Here is a 17,539-nt window from a genome sequence, read left to right on the forward strand (position 1 = left end):
GGAACCCCCCGGCACAAAAACCGACTCGGTACGATCCGGCCATCAAGCCGGCACTCCGGACGCAGCGGCGGTATCGGACATAAGATTCAACAGCCGGACCCCAGCCATTTCGAAACTGTCGACGATCTCGTTGGTCCGGGTCTGCAACAGGGCGTGGAACATCAGTAACGGGATAGCGGACATCAACCCGAACGCGGTGGTGTTCATCGCCACGGATATGCTGCCAGACAGCAAACTGGCCTTCTGGGAGGGGTCGGCCGCGGCCACGGCGGTGAACGCCGAAATCAGGCCGATGATGGTGCCCAGCAGCCCCAGCAGGGTCGCGATGTTGGCCAGGGTGGCCAGGTACTGGGTCCGCTTTTCCAGACGGGGCAGCACCTCCATCAACCCTTCTTCCATGGCGTACTCCACCTCCTCCCGACGGCTGTTCGCGAGCAGGCGACCGAGCCCGGCGGCCATGATCCGGCCGATGGCGCTGTCGGACTGGCTCGCGGCCTTCATGGCACGGCGGTAGTCGCCCTGACGCAGCAGGGGCAGGATTCCCTTCTCGAAGGTCACCCGGTTCCTGCGCCGGACGGACAGCAGGTACAGGAAGCGCTCCAGGCTGATGGCCAGCCCGAGGGCCAGGACACAGCCAATGGGGTACATGAAGATCCCCCCTTCCTGAAAAAATCGGATCATGGTTTCCAGCATGTCGGTTCTCCCATGGTGACAGCACGGTTACGGATGGCGCTCCGGGTACTCCAGCGTCAAGGGGTCGAGGCTGTCCCGAAAACGCCAGAGATTGTCGAAGGCCCGGGGATCCAGAAGTCCTTCCAGCTCCGGCGCCTGCTCGGGCAACGACGCCTCCGGGTGGCGCGGGAGCGTGGGGGCCTGCCAAGGCAGGATGAACAGCATTCGGGGATTATCCTCGCCGGGACGGGCAGCCAGCCCCTCGATGGTCAGCGCCGGGACCGCCGCCGTCCCGCTCACCGAGTCCGGCCCGGCGTAGGCCCAGGGTAATGGCAGCAGCCAGAGCAACAGCAGTCCGGTCAGTCTCCGGTGGGCTCTGCCGCTCATGGCGCCAGCCTCCGTTCCAGGTCGGCGACCCAACCCGCCACGTCAGGCGCGTCGTCCCCGGTCAAATCAAGGTACGCCCGGTAATGAACCAGGGCGCAGTCCAGTTGCAGCAGGTACAGCTCGCAGAGGACCGCCAGGTTGTAGTGGAGGTCCGGCACCCCGGGCGAATGGCGGATGCCGTCGTCGAGCAGTCGCGCGGCCTCGGCGTAGCGATGCCGTTCCGCCAGCGCCAGGGCGAGATTGTTCACCGCCACGGCATCCTGCGGATTGAGCGCCACCGCCTGCTGCCAGGCGTCGATGGCGGCGTCCTCGCGCCCGGCCTGCCAGTCCAGGTCCCCTCGCCTGGCCAGCACCGACGCCCGATCCGGGTCCCGGGGCACGGCGGAACCACCGGTTTCCGGGGTTGCCGCGCAGCCCGCCAGCCACAGCAGGACCCCGAACACAGCCATGCGCTCACGCCCCGTCATTCGTCACCTCCGGGTGCCATTCCATCCAGCGTACCTGGCGTTGGTAGCGCCCAGGGTGCATCCGGGCCAGGGCCTCCAGGCTTTTGCCAATCCATTCGTCGTACCCGGTCTTCGTGATCCGTTGATGATTCGCCTCATGCAGGGCAATGGCCTCTTCCTCAAACGGGTAGGCTTCCTCCTCCAGCAGAACGCGGTACTGCAGGGCTTCCAGTTCATTCAGGCTCCCGGGCACCTCCGATGCCATCAGGTCCCGGGCCAGTTGCCGGTACAACTCGGCCCGGAGGAACAGCACCTGTGAGCGGACCGCCTCGCCCCCCAGCCGTTCTGCTTGCTCCAAACGCTGCCGGACCGCCGCCAACGCACGTTCCTTGCGGGCCAGGGCGTCCTCGAGCGGCTGAACCAACGGCAAGGACCGGAACCGGTCCGCTGCCCGCCGGGCCAGCACCCATGCGCTGTCGGTGGCCCACGCCAGGGTCTGGTCGGAATGCCACGGGCTGTCCAGCTCGGCGCGCACCAGGGCTTCGTGCCAGGGTTCGGGTATCGCCTCGGTGGACAGCAGCCGATGCCTCAGACGCTGCAACCGGCGGTGATCCGGCCCCTCGATAGGCACCGGTGAGGTCGCCAGGTACTGGCGATAGAGTGCGTTACGGGCTTCGATGTCGCCGGCATCGTGGTACAGCTCCGCAGCCCGGAGCCGGTCCGGCCAGGGATTGGCCAGGTCACGGGCCCGAGCCAGCAGCTCATCGGCCGCACGCCGCGGCTGGCCGGAACGGCTGTAGGCAAGCACCAGCTTGTCACGGATGCGGACCGCCAGCGGATGGTCCGGATAATCGTGACGAAACCGTTGCAGCTGATGGATGGCGTCCTGCCACTGCGACGCTCTAAGTAGGGTGTTGGCGGCATCAAAGCGGCCCTGAATGGCGACCTCCGACCCAGGCAGAACGGTTTCGATCCGCAGAAAGTGGGCCACTGCCAGCGGCACGTCACCCTGATCCGCGGCCTGCGCGCCCTGATGGTAAATGGACTCGGCCAGTTGTCGGCGCAGCTTGGCCTCCTCCCTGGCCGCCTCCGTACCGGCGCCGTGGTGCAGGGCCAGGGCCTGCCGCCAGGCCCGCTCCGCCGATGCGAACGCGCCCGCGGCTTGCCGTACCCGGGCAGTCACCAGCCAGGCGGCGTAGCGCTCGCTTGGCTGCGCCAGGGGGTGGACCTGTACCCGCCGGGCATACACCTGCGCCCGGTTGCCGTTGCCCAGGGTCAACCACCGTCCGGCCACGTCCGCCAGGGCCCCGGTTCCCCGGGGATCGTCGGGGTAGGTTTCGGTAAACCGGTCCACCGCCGCCGACAGTGACACCAGGGCGAGGCTCTGATCCGCCGCGGCCAATCGCCCGACCCGATCGATCAGAACCCTGACTTCGGCCCAGGCCGAGTCCACCGCGGCATCATAGCCGGGAACCTGGTAGCCCGCCGTCCGGAAGGCCGCCAGCGCAGGCGCCTGCCGCCCCGCCCCCAGCCATGCATCGCCAGCCAGTCGCCAAAGGGGCCCCGGGGCCACCACTCGCATCGCCAGACGCTGGTATTCAGCGGCGGCCGGGGCGTACCACTCGGCGGCGCCGGCCAGGTCGCCAGCACGCCGGAGGGCTGAGGCGTTCACGTAGCGGGAGTCGGCCCAGGCACGGGCAAACCGGCGCCAGCGTTCCTGGTGTCGGGCGTCCAGGCGCCGGTACGCCGCGTCCTCCCGGTAAGCGGCGACGTAGTCCGCACGGGCGCCCTCCGCCCGGTCCGGCTGCCCCGCCGCCTGCCAGACCGAGATGATCTGGTCACGGAAATCCGGTACCGTCGGGTGTTGGGGATACCGGTTCACGAACGCCTGATTGACCGCCACTGCCTCCTCGAACCTCCCTTGCTGGGTGTAAACGTCGGCCAGCCGGTCGTACAGCAAGGCAGCCCAGGCCGGCAGCGTCGGAGCTCTGGCCAGCCAGGTATCCAGAGCGGCAACCCCGCCGGTGCGGGCGGCCATCATTGCCAACACCCGCAGGGTATCGTCGAGGGTATCGATGGAGGCTTCAGGCACCCGGGCCAGGCTTGGTGCATCCGGCAGGAACTGATCCAGTACCGCCATGAAGGTAATGGTGGCCCGCCTCCAAGCGGCTTCGCCCTGTTTGAACTGGCTCCAGCCCATCATGTAGCGGGCCTTGGCCTTCAGGTCCGGGCGGCCGGAGCCCGCCAGCAGCGCTTGGTAATGGCTCTCGGCCTTTGGGTACTGGCCGCCGGCGAAGGCCGCCTCGGCAATCCGGAACTGGGCCTCCGGCACCAGCGGAGAGTCGGGATACAGTCCCACCAGCTGCTCAAGCCGCTCGACGGACCGGCCGGGTTGTCCGGTCAGAGCATACGCCTTAGCCATTTGATACAGCAGTTCATCAAGTCGCCCGGAAAACGCCCCCCGGGACAGGATGGCCTCGTAGCTGGCCAGTGCGTCCCGGTACAACCCAACTTCCTGTTCGGCGGAAAGGCCGAGCTCCAGGCCGGAACGGTCACGGATCTGGGCCAGCCGGTTGAGCGCATCAACCCGCACTTCGGGCTCGCCGGAGGTCTCAAACAGGCGGCGATAACGACGCGCGACTTCTTCCGGCGAGATGGCCGGCAAGGGGCGGTTCTCAAAGGTCAGGAACACGGGGTGCATGTCGGCCAGGGTTTCACCGTCACGGCCAAGTTCAACGCGGAAGGACTCCTGGCCCGCGGCCGGCCCGGCCAGCATCAGAACAAGCAGCAGTACTGGGGAAACCGGCCGCTTCACGGCGATGCCTCCCCCAGCGTTTCCAGAGCCAGATATTCGTAAAGATGGGCGATGCGTTGCTCCGCCTTGCCCAAGGCGCGGGCCATCCGCTGGTCCTGCCGGTTCACGTAGTCGAACGCCAATGCGTCAAGGCGGGCTTCGGCCCGGCGACGAAGCTCGGAAACCTGTCGTAGGTATGCCTCGCCGAGCGTGCGATACTCGCCGATCCGCACCCGGGAATCGCCGTTACTAGCGGGCGCGGACAGGTCGTTCAGGGCATGAGCAGCCAGCACCAGGGACTGTTCCAACTCAAACCACGGTCCCTGACGGGTGGCGGACACCTGGGTCCGGGCCGCCCGCACCCGTTCCAGAAGGGTCTGATTGCGGGCGCTCAGTTCGGGCAGTCGCCCCGCGTCGCCGTGGCCACGGGCCAAGGTTTCAGCGAACAGCGCGAGGTCACGACTGGTACCGATCAGTTGCTGTTCCAGGCCCTGAAGACGGGCCACGGCGGCCACCGCCTGCTGGGCCTCCGGCTGTTCCAGGAAATCCAGAAGATAGGCCAGGCGTGGTTGCTGAAGCGTCCGGTTGTCGGCCAGGAACCATTCCACGTCATCGTTGCGGGCGGCCTGCACCAGGGCCGGATAGGCCCCCCGGTCATGGATGTCCCGGGCCAGGGTCCGTAAGGTTACCCGCTCGCTTTCGTATGCGGCATTCGCGGCGAGGTAGGCTTCCCCAGCCTGCCCCAGATAGCCGGCACGGTCGTAGCCCTGCCCCATGCCCAGCCACGCATCAGCGGCACCGGGATAGGCCAGCGGGAACTTACGGGCCCGGTGCCAACTCTGCATGGCTGCCCGATAGTTACCCTGAGCCATGCGAGCCAAGCCATGGAGGTATAAAGCCCGGGGCGTGGAGGTGCTGGTCAGGGACACTTGCTCCAGAAAGCCCAGGGCTTTGCCGGGATCGCCGTTGCGGTACGCCAGGTAGCCGGAACGTATCAGGATACGGTCGCGCAGCGCCTTGGCGCGTTCCGGCAGCGGGTCCTTGGCGGTCATGGCGAGCGCCACCCGCAGCGCCACCAGGGCCCGAGTCGGGCTCAGATCTTCCTCCGCGTAGTGACGGGCAAGGTTGACGTATCCCGACGCCGCCCAGTAACCCTCGGGCATCCGCGCCAGCCGGTCACCGGCCTGGTCCGCCTGGCCGGATCGCAGCGCCAGCATGGCGAGCTGATACAGCGCCTCCTGGGTCGCCGTCGCCGGACCCAAGCGGGCAGCCTGTTCGAACCGGTCCTGCGCCGAGGTCTGGTCGCCGTTGGCCAGCGCGGCGCGAGCCAGTACCAGGGCGGCTTCACCACGGTGCCAGGGGCCCTCAAGCACCTGCTGGAATTCTGCCAACGCCCGCTCACGGAAGCCGGCCTGGTACCAGGCCCGGGCCCGAAGAAAGGGAGCCGATGCGCCGGATAGCCCGGGCAGGTGTCGCAGGGCCTCCGGCAGATCGCCGGTGGCCAGCGCGTAACGAATACGCCCTTCCCTCAGCCGTTCGGGTGCTGGCGGCTCCGAGGCCGAAGCCGGCAGCATCAGCAGCATCAGCAGCCCCAGGGTGCCGCGACGAAACCACTCTAGGCTCGAACCGGACACGGCGCCGTTACTTCCATTCGGTAAAGGTGACACGGGGCTGGTAATCCGGCGCGGGGGCGGCCACGGTCAGTTCCACCACCAGGGCCCCGGGTGGTTTGATGAAGGACCGTACCGCCTCACGCCGGACGAAGGACTTGTCTGCCGCCCGGGCGGTAATCACCGCCTTGAGGCGGTGTTGGCCGGTGGCCAGGTTGCCGATGTAAAGTTCCTGGACGCCTCCGGCCTCCAGGGCGCTGCGTTCACGGTTCTGATACAGGTGCGAGGCCACCGGTTGATCATCCAGGAACAGCTCGATGGCATCCAGGTCCAGGGTTTCCCGCTCGGCCAGGGACAGGAATACGCTCAGGCGGGTGTGGGTGGGGTACAGCAGCTGGCGTTCCAGGGACCGCACCGACGCCAGGTGTTCATTGACCTGGGCCGACAGGGACTCAATATCGTCGTCGAGGCTGGCGGCAACGCCCGTGTGCGAGATCAGGGTTGCGGCGGCCCAGGCAAACCACCAGGGCCCCCGCCGGCATCTTGTTGTTGAGTGTAAGCCGTACATCGGTCTCCTGCCCTGCCGGCCCGGAGCCGGCAACGTCTTGTAACAAACCGACAGGAAGCGTAACACCCGGTAACCAGAAAGAACGGTATCCAGATCACCAAATGGCAAAGAGGGATGTCGAATTAATTTACAGAAGGGGCATGACCGGCCAACGGCAATCCCGGGCCACGAACAACAGCTATTTGATTTTTCAGGGACTTTCGCTTTTGGCCCTGGTCTTGCTGAGAATATCGTGGCGGAACCGCCAGTCGGCGGCTCCGCTGAAAATATGCCGAGCTTTGGCCGATGCTCTCAACCGCATCGGCCTTTTTTCACCTTTCAGAATAGCCCACTACTTGCTGAGGTACCGCATAGCCGATTCCAGGCCCTCGAGGGTCAGCGGGTACATATGGTCGCCAACCAGCTGGCGGGTCATCCCGAGCGAGCCGCCACTGCCCCAGTAGGCTTCCGGCAGAGGGTTAAGCCAGACCACCTTACGGAAATGATCGGTGATGCGCTGGAACCAGGTCGCGCCCGCTTCCTCGTTCCAGTGCTCGATTGAGCCGCCGGGATGGGAAATTTCATACGGCGCCATGGTGGCGTCGCCAACGAAGATCACTTTGTAATCCGGGGTGTACTTGTGGAGGATGTCCCAAGTACTGGTGGTCTCGTTCATGCGGCGGATATTGCTCTTCCACACACTCTCGTAGATGAAATTGTGGAAGTAAAAATACTCCATGTGCTTGAACTCGAGTCGAGCCGCCGAGAACAGCTCCTCGCAAACCCGGATGTGCGGATCCATGGAGCCGCCGACATCGAAGAAGATCAGCACCTTCACCGCGTTGTGGCGTTCGGGCACCAGCTTCAGATCCAGATAACCGGCGTTACGGGCCGTTGAACGGATGGTGTCGTCCAGATCCAGCTGGTCCGCCGCACCCTGTCGGGCGAATTTGCGCAGACGGCGCAGGGCAACCTTGATGTTGCGGATACCAAGGGTGATGCTGTCGTCCAGGTCCTTGTATTCCCGCTTCTCCCAGACCTTGACCGCCCGGCCCTGGCGGCCACTTTTCTGGCCGATCCGGAAGCCTTCCGGGTTGTACCCGTTGGCGCCGAATGGCGAGGTGCCACCGGTACCGATCCACTTGTTGCCACCGGCGTGGCGTTCCTTCTGCTCCTCCAGGCGCTTTTTGAAGGTCTCGATCAGTTCCTCGAGCCCCCCCAGAGAGTCGATCCGGGCCTTTTCCTCCTCACTGAGGTACTTCTCGAACTCCGCCCGCAGCCAGTCGTCGGGAATCAGGGCTTGCAGCAGGTCGTCCAGGTGCTCGATTCCCTCGAAGTAAGCCTTGAAGGCCCGGTCGAACTTGTCAAAATGCCGCTCGTCCTTGACCAGGCAGACACGGGCGAGATAGTAGAACTCCTCCATGTCCGCGAACGCCAGGCGCTTCTGCAGCGCCTCAAGCAAATCCAGAAACTCGCGCAGACTGGCGGGCACCTTGGCCCGCCGCACTTCGAGGAAGAAATCGATCAGCATAGCTTGGCGCCCCAGGCCCGGATCAGCTGCGACGGCGGGCCATGAAGGCCAGCTTCTGCAACAGGTGCACGTCCTGCTCGTTCTTCACCAGCGCGCCGTACAGCGGCGGCAGCGCCGAGCTGCTGTCCTTTTCCTGCAGTGCCTTGGCGGACAGCTCGTCGGCCATCAGCAGCTTCAGCCAGTCGATCAGTTCGGAGGTGGACGGTTTCTTCTTCAAGCCGGGGACCTTGCGCACGTCGAAGAACACCTCCAGGGCATCCCGGACCACCTCCTGTTGCAGGTTCGGGAAATGAACGTCGACGATGCTCTTCATGGTCTCGTGATCGGGGAAGCTGATGTAGTGGAAGAAACAACGGCGCAGGAAGGCATCCGGCAGTTCTTTTTCGTTATTGCTGGTGATGACGACGATGGGCCGGTGCTTGGCGCGGATGGTTTGCTGGGTTTCATACACGAAGAACTCCATCCGGTCCAGCTCCAGCAGCAGGTCGTTGGGGAACTCGATGTCGGCCTTGTCGATCTCGTCGATCAGCAGCACCACTGGCTCGTCCGACTCGAACGCTTCCCAGAGTTTGCCCTTAACGATGTAATTGCGAATGTCCTTGACCTTTTCATCGCCCAGCTGGGAATCCCGCAGGCGGGACACCGCGTCGTACTCGTACAGCCCCTGCTGCGCCTTGGTGGTGGACTTGATGTGCCAGGAGATGAGCCTCATGCCGAGGGCGGCGGCCATTTCCTCCGCCAGCAGGGTCTTGCCGGTTCCGGGCTCCCCCTTGATCAGCAGCGGCCGCTGCAGTGCAATCGCCGCGTTGACCGCCATCTGCAGGTCATCGGTGGCTACGTATTTGTCGGTGCCAGTAAACTTCATGATCTCATTCCTGCGGATTGTTCTTTGGTTTCTCGTCGTCGGCCCCGGAGGTCCGTGTCCCCTCGTCGTCCGGCGCCTCGTCCTCATCGTATCCGGGCAGGTCGTCGAACTCGGACAGGTCGAAATCCTCCAGGCCGAACTCCTCGTCTTCCTCCGGTTCCGGCTCAGGCTCGGCATCCGGTTCGGTCTCCGGCGCCACCACTTCGTCGGCCACCGGAATCGTGTCTTCCGCCACAGCCTCCTCGGGCGCCGCAGTCTGGCTGTCTGTCGGTTCCGGTTCGGCAACGTCCGTCACCTCCGGGATGACCTCGGGCTCCGGTTCAGGTTCTTCGGCCCGTTCCGGGGCCGGGACCTCCGCCGCATCGGCCACCGGCGACCGGGAGGCCGTCTCCGTTGCCCGCCCCCGCCGGCGCAGGAGAACCACCAGCACGCCCGCAACGACCAGAACGCCGGCTCCCCCAGCGGCGAGCCACGGCAACCAAGCAGTCAGGCCCGGTTCCTCTGCATTGCCCGGGTGTTCCGGAGCCGGCGCGGCCACCTCCGGGAGTGGCTCCGGTTCCGGCGGCGTCGCGTTTTCCACGTCCGCCACGTCGATGGGCGCAGGAATCGCCGCTTTGGGTGCCGGAACCGGCGGCGACGGCTCCGGGAGGTTCCCGGCCACCGGCGCCCCAGCGCCGACGTCAGTCACTGCCTCCGGTACCCGATACTCGAGCAGGCCGGTGAACTTGCGGGCGAAGGTGCGGCCATCCGCGACCACTTCCACTTGGTAACGCCCGGGTTCCGGGAGCTGGGTAATCCGGTCATGGTAGACGCCGTCGGCCGGTACCGTCTCGGGCGACAGCATCTTGGTGCCCCTGCGACCGTCCTCGGACACCAGGGTCAGGCTGACGCTCACCACCTGAAGGAAGTCCGGATTGGTGATCTTCTCTTCGCCTTCGAAAAACGCCACCTCGATGTCTACCGGCTGCTCCGCCGTGAAGCTGGGCGGCAGGTCGGCCACCCTCATGTTCAGGTCACTGACCACGGTGACCCGACTGCCTTCGCCCAGGGTGCCGTCGATCTGCCAACGACCGGCCTGTGGCCCGGTCACGGTCACCAGGTCATAACCGGCCTCCCGCACCCAGCGGACGTTGTCCGGGTGCTGGTCCAGCGCCATCGTGGTCTGATCCGGCCGGACCAGAGACAACTGCCGGGACGCAGAAGTTTCCGACTCGCCCCAAAAGATCAGCGCGGTGAACTCACGGACGCCGGAGTCGACCAGAAAGCCGTCGTTTTCAATAGGGATCTGGGGTTGAGGGGCCGCAGTGTTCAGGGCTTCCAGAAAGGCGCGGTTGAGCGCCTCGGCGTCCTTGGCAATATGGAAACTGCCACCGGAGGCCGTGGCCAGGCGCCGGAGAAAGTCGGCATCGGCCTGGTCGGACAGGGCGACGGGGTGGAAGGTGGCACCGCGGGCGACCAAGTCTGGCACCAGGGTCTCCAGAATTCGCTGTTCTTCGGCCTGGTTCGCCGCCGGGTCGTCGGCAATGTCCACCCGGCCGTCCGTCAGCAGGATGAAATGGGTATTGTCCAGACGACCGCCGGTGTAGTAATCGTCGCTGGCCACCTCAATCGCACCCCCCAGGTTGGTGCGCAGCGCCACCGAGTTGATCTGGCCGGAACGTTCGATGGCCAGCTGGCGCCAGGCCTCAGTGACCTGGCGATGGGGTACCAGCATGTTGACATACTGGCCGAAGGTCCAAAGCCCGGCGGTGTCGCCGTCGGGCAGCAGGCGCGCCAGCAGACGCACCGCCGGCCGCCTCAGGTTGTCGGGGTCGGTCTGTTTCATTGAACCGGAGATGTCGACAATCATCCGGATATCCGACCGTTCCGGCACCGCCACCGGCTCACCGGCCTTCGCCAGGGTGGCCAGGGTCAGGAAGAGCCAGAGCGGGTACCCCCGCGACAGGACGAACCGCATCAGCGCCGCACCAGCCGGTAACGCACCAGATCCAGAACCCAGACCAGGAGCATGACCAGTCCCGCGATGGCGAAGTTGAAGAAGGCACGGCTGGCCTCCGCCAGGTCGCCCAGGACCATTTCATAGCCACCGAACAGCCAAGCGGGCATCCACCAGCCGTGGACATCCGGCGACTCGACGGGCGTCAGCAGCAAGACCACCAGCGCCGCCAGCAGCAAGGTGCGCACGCCGTACACCGGAATCCACCGGAACAGCAATTTCATCATGTAGAAAAACACTACGAAGGCAACGACATAGGCGGTCCAGAATATGCCGTAGGCCAGTTGTGTATCCGCATCGATCATGACAATACCCAATGAATGATGTGTTCCTCCCACTGCGCCTCGGGCACCGCATCCTCCGACACCGTGCGCCCCCGGACCGAGACCCCGGCCCGGTGGACGGAGTCCGGATCGCCACTGCGCAAGGGATGCCAGTCCGGCAACGGTCGGCCCTCCGCCAGGGTGCGATAGGCGCAGGTGTAAGGCAGCCAGTGGTAGTCGCCAACGGTGTCCGGCGTCAGCGTCGTACAGCCTGGCACATGCCGCGTTCGCTCCGGGTAAACGGTGCAGCGACACGTGTCCGCATTCATAAACCGGCACGCCAGGTCGGTATGGTAAACCTCGCCGGTGTCGGCATCCTCCAGCTTGTTCAGGCAGCAGAGTCCACAGCCGTCACACAACGATTCCCATTCCGCCGCTGTCATCTCGTGCAAGCGCTTGCGCTGCCAGAACGGGATCTGGGCGATCATCGCCGGTGCTGCTCCAGTTTGCGCTTGAATTCCACGATGTAGCTCTCGGGTTCTTCCGGCAACTGCAGGTAGAACCCCTTGTCGTCGATCGCCGCCAGCACCTGGGCGCCGGTGGTGCGTGCCAGTTTCCGTTCGGGGGTGAGCAGCAAATCCATGCTGTGCACCGGAGTTCCGAACAGCGCCCGCAGAGCATCTGGCAATTCCTCCCAGCGCTGGCCCCGGCGGGTGAAGATGTAGGTGTCCGGCTTTCGGCTGCTGCGGAACACAGAGACAAACTCACGCTGGCTCATAGGCTCAGTATTTCCTCGATTTCCCGCTTGACCGGGGCCAGCAACGCCGCCCGCCACCCCTGAAAAAAAGCGTTGCGCTCCAGGTCCCGATCCCGCATCAGTTGCTCAAGTCGTTTTCTGGGTGCAAGCAGTTCCACTGGAATATCAAAGGCTTCAGCTTGCTTTTTGAAGATATTTCTCAATTTTTTGTAGTGTTCCTGACGCTCCCTGGGCAGCGGAGGCGGTATCAACTCCAAGCTCTGATTATCAGTATCGTAGGCGTCGCGGACAAGCGCCAACAGGGCCTCGCCGTAGCGGCGGACGGTGCCGGGAGACAAACCGTGCACCTGGCGCAGCTCCCGGTGGCTACCGGGCAGGCGCTCCGCCATCTCGATCAGCGCGGCATCCGCGACGACCCGATTTCGGGGCATATCCCGACGCCGGCACTCCAGCTCGCGCCAGCGGACCAGAGCCTGCAGCACCGCCTGCTGGCGCGGCTTGAGAGTCCAGCCACCCCGCAGTTTCTGATAATGGGTGTCGGGATTTTCCTGATCGTGCAGTTCCTCGGCGAAACGTTCGGACTCCTCCGCCATCGCCACTTCCAGCCCCCGCTCGCGCAGAACGCCCAGCACCCAGTGGTACATGGGCTCTAGAAAACGGACATCGTCCAGCGCATAGCGCTGCTGGGCATCGGACAGTGGACGAGCCAGCCAGTCCGACCGGGTGGCGGATTTGTCCAGGGTTTCACCAAACAGGGTTTCCACCAAGCGGGCGTAGCCCAGGGAAAAACCGGCACCGGCCAACGCCGCACCCAGCTGCAGATCGACGACACCCCGCAGCCGAACCCCCAGCCAGTGTCGAAACAGTTCCAGATCCTCACTCATGGCATACAGCAGCTTGGGCACGGCAGGGTCGGCCAGCACCGACCGGAACCGGCTGGAGGCCTCGGCGACCGAAGGCTCCACCAGGCACAGATCCGGCCCGAGACCAAGCTGCACCAGCCCGGGAATGGGATGGAAGGTATTGATCCGCTCGAATTCGGTATCTAGGGCCAGGGGGTGGTCGTGGGAGGCGGACGCCAGCCATCGGTCGAGCGCCTCCGGGGTTGCGAGCCAATGCACGGTGTCCGGCGCGGCGGGCGCCACAAGGGTCTGTGGTGGAACAGTCATGGAAGTATCCGGATCCCTATTCGGAGAGAGGTTTGCGTCCTCGGAACGCGTGAGTCAGCGTGAACCCGTCAACATAGCCCAGTTCCCCCCCCACGGGAATGCCATGGGCCAGCCGGGTGATCAAGACATTCTCACCGTCGAGGCGATCGGCGATGTAATGGGCGGTGGCCTCCCCCTCGACGGTGGGGTTGGTGGCGAGGATCAATTCGCTCACGCCCTCCTCCCGCACCCGCTTGAGCAGGCGCTCGATACCGATTTCCTCGGGCCCGACTCCGTCAATGGGTGACAGGTGACCCATGAGCACGAAGTAGCCGCCCTTGTAATCCCCCGCCTGCTCGATTGCCAGCAAGTCCGAAGGGCTTTCCACCACGCACAACAGGCCATTCCGCCGGTTCGGATCCTGACAGATGCTGCACAGGTCGCTGTCGGCAAAATTCTGGCAGGACTGACAGCGACGGACCCCGGTCATGGCCTGACTCAAGGCCTCGGCCAGGCGGGTGCCGCCCGAACGGCCCCGCTCCAGCAGGTGGAACGCCATGCGCTGGGCCGTTTTCTGGCCCACCCCGGGCAGGCAGCGCAGGGCCTCGACCAATTCATCAACCAGTGGACTGAAAGCCATCAATAACCTCGTGACGGGGGTGGCGCGGTGGGCTCAGAACGGCATCTTGAAACCGGGGGGCATGCCCATCCCGGACATCAGGCCGGACATTTTTTCCTTCTGGCTGGCCTCGATCCGGCGCACCGCATCGTTGACGGCGGCGGCCAGCAGATCCTCGAGGATTTCTTTATCCTCGGACAGCAGCGAGGGGTCGATCTCCACTTTGCGCACGTCATGACGGCCGTTCATGGTCACCTTGACCAAGCCGGCACCGGACTCGCCAATGACCTCGGCCCGGGCAAACTCTTCCTGGGCCTTCTGCATTTCTTCCTGCATTTTCTGGGCTTTCTTCATCAACTCGCCCATGTTCGGAATCATTGATGTCACCTCCTGGGTGTTTCTGCCGGCCGGATACTCTCTTCGACTACCCGGGCCTCAAATCGTTCAACAAGGGTTCGGACGATGGGGTCCTGACGGATCGCCTCCTCAGCCGCCCGCTGCCGCGCCTGTCGCTGGCGCTCCTCGTAGGCTGCGGGCGTGTGCGGACCGGGCGCGCCCTCCTCGATCCGCAGCTGGATGGTGTCGCCAAAGCGATCTTTCAAGGCGTCGCGGATCTTGTCCTCGTGCCGGCTGTTGAGCAGTCGCGCATGGCCGGGGTCCAGGGTCAATACGATGCAGTCGCCGTCCCGGCTCATCGATGCCTGACTGGCCAGGTTCCCGGGCATACCGACGATCCCCAGGGTGCGGAAATCCCGCTCCCAGACAAATCCGTTGGCGTCCACCGGCGGGGCCTCGGGCACGGGCTCCGGTGCCACCGCCGGTTGCGGGACGCTGACCGGGGCCGGCCCGGATTCCGGTTCAGGGCGCGGCGGCGACACCGGCTTGGGCACCCCCTCGGGTTCGGGTTCCGCCAGTTCCGCGTTCGCCTGAGCATCCAGACTGGCCAGCCAAGCCTCGTCGTTGTCGTCGTCGCCGGGTGCCGTCACCGGCTCAGGTTCCGGCTCCTGCGCCGTCCTCGGAGCTTCCGGTGCCGGCTCCGGCTCGTCGCCGGCGTCGGCTCCGGCAGTGTCACGCCCGCCGGTCAGAGCGGGGGGCTCCCGCCGGTCGCTGCCGGGACGGAACGCCAGCATCCGCAACAGTGTCATCTCGAAGCCCATGCGCGCATCCGGCGTGATGTCCAGATCTTTACGGCCGATCAGCGCGGCCTGATAGAACAGCTGAGCATCCTCGGCGCTGAGCTTGCGCGCCAGCGTCCGCACCTGCTCGGCATCCCCCATGGCGTTGTCGGCACTCCCCGGAACCACCTGTTCCAGGGTGACCCGATGAAACAGCGACAGCAGATCCGAGAGAATGACACTGTAGTCCGGTGCAAACTCCGAAATCCGGGCAATTTCCGCCATCAAACCGGGGCCATCGCGGTCAACCAACGCGTTGACAATACGCTCGATGTCGCGCTGGTCGATGGTCCCCAGCATGTTGCTGACGTCCCCAGCGGTCAGGCGCTGATTGCCAAAGGCAATGGCCTGATCGGTCAGACTCAGGGCGTCCCGCATGCTGCCATCGGCGGCACGGGCCAGCAGCCAGAGCGCCGGCTCCTCGAAAGGAATACCCTCCTCGGTCAGCACATGCTTGAGGTGGCCAACAATGTGCTCCGGGGTCATCCGCTTGAGGTTGAACTGGAGGCAGCGCGACAGCACGGTGATCGGCAGCTTCTGGGGATCGGTGGTGGCCAGCAGGAACTTCACATGCTCCGGCGGCTCTTCCAAAGTCTTCAGGAAGGCGTTGAAGGACTGATTGGTGAGCATGTGCACCTCGTCGATGAGGTACACCTTGTAGCGGCCCCGCGTTGGCGCGTACTGGACGTTGTCGGTCAGCTCCCGCATGTCATCGACCCCGGTGCGGGAGGCCGCATCGATCTCGATCAGGTCAACAAAACGTCCGGCCTGGATTTCCTGGCAGCTGGCGCACTTGCCACAGGGATGCGGGGTGATCCCGGTCTCGCAGTTGAGGCAGCGGGCCAGCAGGCGGCCGATGGTGGTTTTGCCCACGCCCCGGGTCCCCGTGAACAGATAGGCGTGATGCAGCCGCTGGTTTTCAAGGGCATGGATCAGCGCCTGGAGTACGTGTTCCTGGCCCACCATATCCTCGAAGGAACGGGGGCGCCATTTACGGGCAAGGACCTGGTAGCTCATGTTTCGTCGACAACTGTGAAAATGGGCTTAACCTTAGCATGGACCCGCGCTGATAAGAAGCGGCGAGGCGCCGACAATCCGCTAACCCGGATACCAAAATGGATGCAGAATCAGGAAATTAGAACAGCGGGAGGGAAACTGGGGGTGACCCCACCAGCAAATCTCCGGCACACAACTCCACCGCTACGGCTGCTCCCTTCCGGGCCTGACCGGGTTCACGGCTTCGTGTTGCGGAGGCACCGATGGGGCCACCATAACGGCCGACCGGGGTTTCCCCCGACGGCGGCGCGCATATTAGCAAAAGGCCCCGCAGACTACAACGGCCAACATCATATTCTAAATTCTGCACTTATTCCCCTGACGACACCGGAGTCCGGCCTCTTGACCGGGCTGCCCGCCACCGCGACAGCGGCCCCAGCAAGGAAAGGTTCAAGCCCCACGCATAGTCTCGCGCCAGCGCCTTGTTGACCGCCACCCGGTTCCCAGCGGGGTTCGTCCGTCTCATTCGGGGTGTCCGTCCACTTGCTCGTCGGTTCCATCGTCACGATCCTTTTTCCGTGCGCTGTGGGCATAAAGATGTAGGGATTCGCTCAGGACGAGGCTCGGGCCCGAAAACGACCTTTCCCCCGCTTTTGTTGCCGTTTCTCCTCACGCCCCGCCTGCCATTCAGACACGGGACCCATCTGGGTAAAGCGCAAGCCCCGCTCGTAAGCACGGGTGAGCTGTTGATTCAGGTTCTGCAGTGCCTCGGATGGCTGGGCCCACTGTTCCTTGGGCAAAGGCGCGGACCAGGCTTTCAGTTCCTCTGGCAGGCGCTTCAGCGCCAGGGTCTTGATGCGGCGCTCGGTGATGATGTGGGCCAGATATCGCTGGAAGAACCAGTCGCCCACCTTCTTGCCCAGCCAGGGTAACAGGGACATCTCTTTGCGGGCCTGGCGGCATTTGGCCTTGTAGTGGGCCATCCGGGTCGTCTGGCTTCGGAATCGCCAGGGTGAGGACCGTGTGTGCGGCCATCAGGCCGGGGCCGATGTTGTGCTTTGTCTCAATGTAGGCGACCAGCTTGTCCCAGGGGTAGATTTCGTAGACGAGTTTGGGGTCGTGTTTTTTCTTCAGGCGGAGGGCGATGAAGAGGTAGGTGCCGATGACCAAAAGCTCTATGCCCAATAACACCAACCCGTCCAAAACCAATGAGTTCCTGTACTCAGTGGACGAGTATTCATTCATAAACGGGGTCAGAGCCCATCCTACGGTGAACAACACCCCAATGTACGTAAACCCAGCAACTGTGTCATTCCACAGCGGCAGTTTGAACGCCTGGCCTTCCGTCCAGCGCGGCATGGCCACTTCCCGGCGCTGTCGGTGAAACCGCACCGGGGGGCTCTCCTTGATCGCTTTATTGCCCAGAAAGTGCAGGTAGAGGCCCCAGGGTGCAGTGATCAGCAAGTTCATGCCCCCCACAACGCTCAAAGGAATCCAGGTCATTGTCCCATCATCCAGGTAGGCATCTAGTGTCACCAGCAGGGCAAACACCATCATCAACCCAAACAGGCTCAGGAACATCAGCGCGAATTCCGCCCCGAACAGCCAGTCGCCCCCCTGCACGTCCAGCCACGCCTCCGTCTTCCGGCGGATCCACCCCACCGCGTTCACCGCCCGCTCTCCGGTCGCTACTGGTTCCGGACTCAGGGCCAGTAGCCGACCATCTTTGGTGG

The 17,539-nt window shown here is 64.5% G+C and carries 16 protein-coding genes, 1 other RNA gene and 1 pseudogene; all 18 read right to left on the minus strand.

Going from position 1 to position 17,539, the window contains the following annotated elements; translation table 11 throughout:
• Positions 1 to 42: 42 nt before the first annotated feature.
• Complete coding sequence (locus BTO32_RS08180) at positions 43 to 693, minus strand: MotA/TolQ/ExbB proton channel family protein (protein ID WP_076724129.1); 651 nt, start codon at positions 691 to 693, stop codon at positions 43 to 45.
• Between the two features lie 27 nt (positions 694 to 720).
• Complete coding sequence (locus BTO32_RS08185) at positions 721 to 1,059, minus strand: hypothetical protein (protein ID WP_076724130.1); 339 nt, start codon at positions 1,057 to 1,059, stop codon at positions 721 to 723.
• Positions 1,056 to 1,526 (minus strand): tetratricopeptide repeat protein, encoded by a 471-nt coding sequence (locus BTO32_RS08190; protein ID WP_076724131.1) that lies wholly within the window; start codon positions 1,524 to 1,526, stop codon positions 1,056 to 1,058. Before BTO32_RS08190 ends, BTO32_RS08185 begins: the two co-directional genes overlap by 4 nt.
• Positions 1,513 to 4,320 carry a tetratricopeptide repeat protein gene (locus BTO32_RS08195; RefSeq protein ID WP_245820299.1) on the minus strand — a complete coding sequence of 936 codons (2,808 nt, stop codon included), beginning with the start codon at positions 4,318 to 4,320 and terminating at the stop codon, positions 1,513 to 1,515. The genes BTO32_RS08190 and BTO32_RS08195 overlap by 14 nt, the downstream gene beginning before the upstream one ends.
• A complete protein-coding gene (locus tag BTO32_RS08200; protein ID WP_084206807.1) occupies positions 4,317 to 5,933 on the minus strand; it encodes a tetratricopeptide repeat protein in 1,617 nt (538 codons plus the stop codon). The genes BTO32_RS08195 and BTO32_RS08200 overlap by 4 nt, the downstream gene beginning before the upstream one ends.
• A gap of 7 nt (positions 5,934 to 5,940) precedes the next feature.
• Positions 5,941 to 6,477 carry an AraC family transcriptional regulator gene (locus BTO32_RS08205; protein ID WP_076724132.1) on the minus strand — a complete coding sequence of 179 codons (537 nt, stop codon included), beginning with the start codon at positions 6,475 to 6,477 and terminating at the stop codon, positions 5,941 to 5,943.
• Positions 6,478 to 6,808: 331 nt separating this feature from the next.
• Positions 6,809 to 7,987: a vWA domain-containing protein gene (locus BTO32_RS08210; protein ID WP_076724133.1), complete on the minus strand. Its 1,179-nt coding sequence runs from the start codon at positions 7,985 to 7,987 to the stop codon at positions 6,809 to 6,811.
• A gap of 22 nt (positions 7,988 to 8,009) precedes the next feature.
• Positions 8,010 to 8,852, minus strand: coding sequence for an AAA family ATPase (locus tag BTO32_RS08215; RefSeq protein WP_076724134.1), 843 nt, complete (start codon positions 8,850 to 8,852; stop codon positions 8,010 to 8,012).
• Positions 8,853 to 8,856: 4 nt separating this feature from the next.
• Positions 8,857 to 10,809, minus strand: a complete 1,953-nt coding sequence (locus tag BTO32_RS08220; RefSeq protein ID WP_076724135.1) for a VWA domain-containing protein — start codon at positions 10,807 to 10,809, stop codon at positions 8,857 to 8,859.
• On the minus strand, positions 10,809 to 11,153 hold the full coding sequence (locus tag BTO32_RS08225) for a hypothetical protein (RefSeq protein ID WP_076724136.1): 345 nt from the start codon (positions 11,151 to 11,153) through the stop codon (positions 10,809 to 10,811). Before BTO32_RS08225 ends, BTO32_RS08220 begins: the two co-directional genes overlap by 1 nt.
• Positions 11,150 to 11,599, minus strand: a complete 450-nt coding sequence (locus BTO32_RS08230) for a YcgN family cysteine cluster protein (protein ID WP_076724137.1) — start codon at positions 11,597 to 11,599, stop codon at positions 11,150 to 11,152. Before BTO32_RS08230 ends, BTO32_RS08225 begins: the two co-directional genes overlap by 4 nt.
• On the minus strand, positions 11,596 to 11,889 hold the full coding sequence (locus BTO32_RS08235; RefSeq protein ID WP_076724138.1) for a YcgL domain-containing protein: 294 nt from the start codon (positions 11,887 to 11,889) through the stop codon (positions 11,596 to 11,598). Before BTO32_RS08235 ends, BTO32_RS08230 begins: the two co-directional genes overlap by 4 nt.
• Complete coding sequence (locus tag BTO32_RS08240) at positions 11,886 to 13,037, minus strand: ribonuclease D (protein ID WP_076724139.1); 1,152 nt, start codon at positions 13,035 to 13,037, stop codon at positions 11,886 to 11,888. The genes BTO32_RS08235 and BTO32_RS08240 overlap by 4 nt, the downstream gene beginning before the upstream one ends.
• Positions 13,038 to 13,053: 16 nt before the next feature.
• Positions 13,054 to 13,656: a recombination mediator RecR gene (gene recR, locus BTO32_RS08245; RefSeq protein WP_076724140.1), complete on the minus strand. Its 603-nt coding sequence runs from the start codon at positions 13,654 to 13,656 to the stop codon at positions 13,054 to 13,056.
• Between the two features lie 33 nt (positions 13,657 to 13,689).
• Positions 13,690 to 14,013 carry a YbaB/EbfC family nucleoid-associated protein gene (locus BTO32_RS08250; RefSeq protein WP_076724141.1) on the minus strand — a complete coding sequence of 108 codons (324 nt, stop codon included), beginning with the start codon at positions 14,011 to 14,013 and terminating at the stop codon, positions 13,690 to 13,692.
• A gap of 5 nt (positions 14,014 to 14,018) precedes the next feature.
• A complete protein-coding gene (gene dnaX / locus BTO32_RS08255) occupies positions 14,019 to 15,827 on the minus strand; it encodes a DNA polymerase III subunit gamma/tau (protein ID WP_076724142.1) in 1,809 nt (602 codons plus the stop codon).
• Between the two features lie 148 nt (positions 15,828 to 15,975).
• An RNA gene (ffs, locus tag BTO32_RS08260) (signal recognition particle sRNA small type) lies at positions 15,976 to 16,072 on the minus strand.
• 421 nt (positions 16,073 to 16,493) lie between these two features.
• Positions 16,494 to 17,539, minus strand: a pseudogene (locus BTO32_RS17995) (hypothetical protein); the annotation flags it as partial.

This window comes from Marinobacter lutaoensis (assembly GCF_001981305.1).
In the GTDB taxonomy this organism is placed as follows: Bacteria; Pseudomonadota; Gammaproteobacteria; order Pseudomonadales; family Oleiphilaceae; genus Marinobacter; species Marinobacter lutaoensis.

Coding starts and splice junctions, on each gene's coding strand:
- BTO32_RS08205 (WP_076724132.1), bottom strand. CDS start 6,477: ATGTACGGCTTACACTCAACAACAAGATGCCGGCGGGGGCCCTGGTGG.
- BTO32_RS08250 (WP_076724141.1), bottom strand. CDS start 14,013: ATGATTCCGAACATGGGCGAGTTGATGAAGAAAGCCCAGAAAATGCAG.
- BTO32_RS08220 (WP_076724135.1), bottom strand. CDS start 10,809: ATGCGGTTCGTCCTGTCGCGGGGGTACCCGCTCTGGCTCTTCCTGACC.
- BTO32_RS08225 (WP_076724136.1), bottom strand. CDS start 11,153: ATGATCGATGCGGATACACAACTGGCCTACGGCATATTCTGGACCGCC.
- BTO32_RS08210 (WP_076724133.1), bottom strand. CDS start 7,987: ATGCTGATCGATTTCTTCCTCGAAGTGCGGCGGGCCAAGGTGCCCGCC.
- BTO32_RS08240 (WP_076724139.1), bottom strand. CDS start 13,037: ATGACTGTTCCACCACAGACCCTTGTGGCGCCCGCCGCGCCGGACACC.
- recR (WP_076724140.1), bottom strand. CDS start 13,656: ATGGCTTTCAGTCCACTGGTTGATGAATTGGTCGAGGCCCTGCGCTGC.
- BTO32_RS08230 (WP_076724137.1), bottom strand. CDS start 11,599: ATGATCGCCCAGATCCCGTTCTGGCAGCGCAAGCGCTTGCACGAGATG.
- BTO32_RS08215 (WP_076724134.1), bottom strand. CDS start 8,852: ATGAAGTTTACTGGCACCGACAAATACGTAGCCACCGATGACCTGCAG.
- BTO32_RS08180 (WP_076724129.1), bottom strand. CDS start 693: ATGCTGGAAACCATGATCCGATTTTTTCAGGAAGGGGGGATCTTCATG.
- BTO32_RS08185 (WP_076724130.1), bottom strand. CDS start 1,059: ATGAGCGGCAGAGCCCACCGGAGACTGACCGGACTGCTGTTGCTCTGG.
- dnaX (WP_076724142.1), bottom strand. CDS start 15,827: ATGAGCTACCAGGTCCTTGCCCGTAAATGGCGCCCCCGTTCCTTCGAG.
- BTO32_RS08190 (WP_076724131.1), bottom strand. CDS start 1,526: ATGACGGGGCGTGAGCGCATGGCTGTGTTCGGGGTCCTGCTGTGGCTG.
- BTO32_RS08235 (WP_076724138.1), bottom strand. CDS start 11,889: ATGAGCCAGCGTGAGTTTGTCTCTGTGTTCCGCAGCAGCCGAAAGCCG.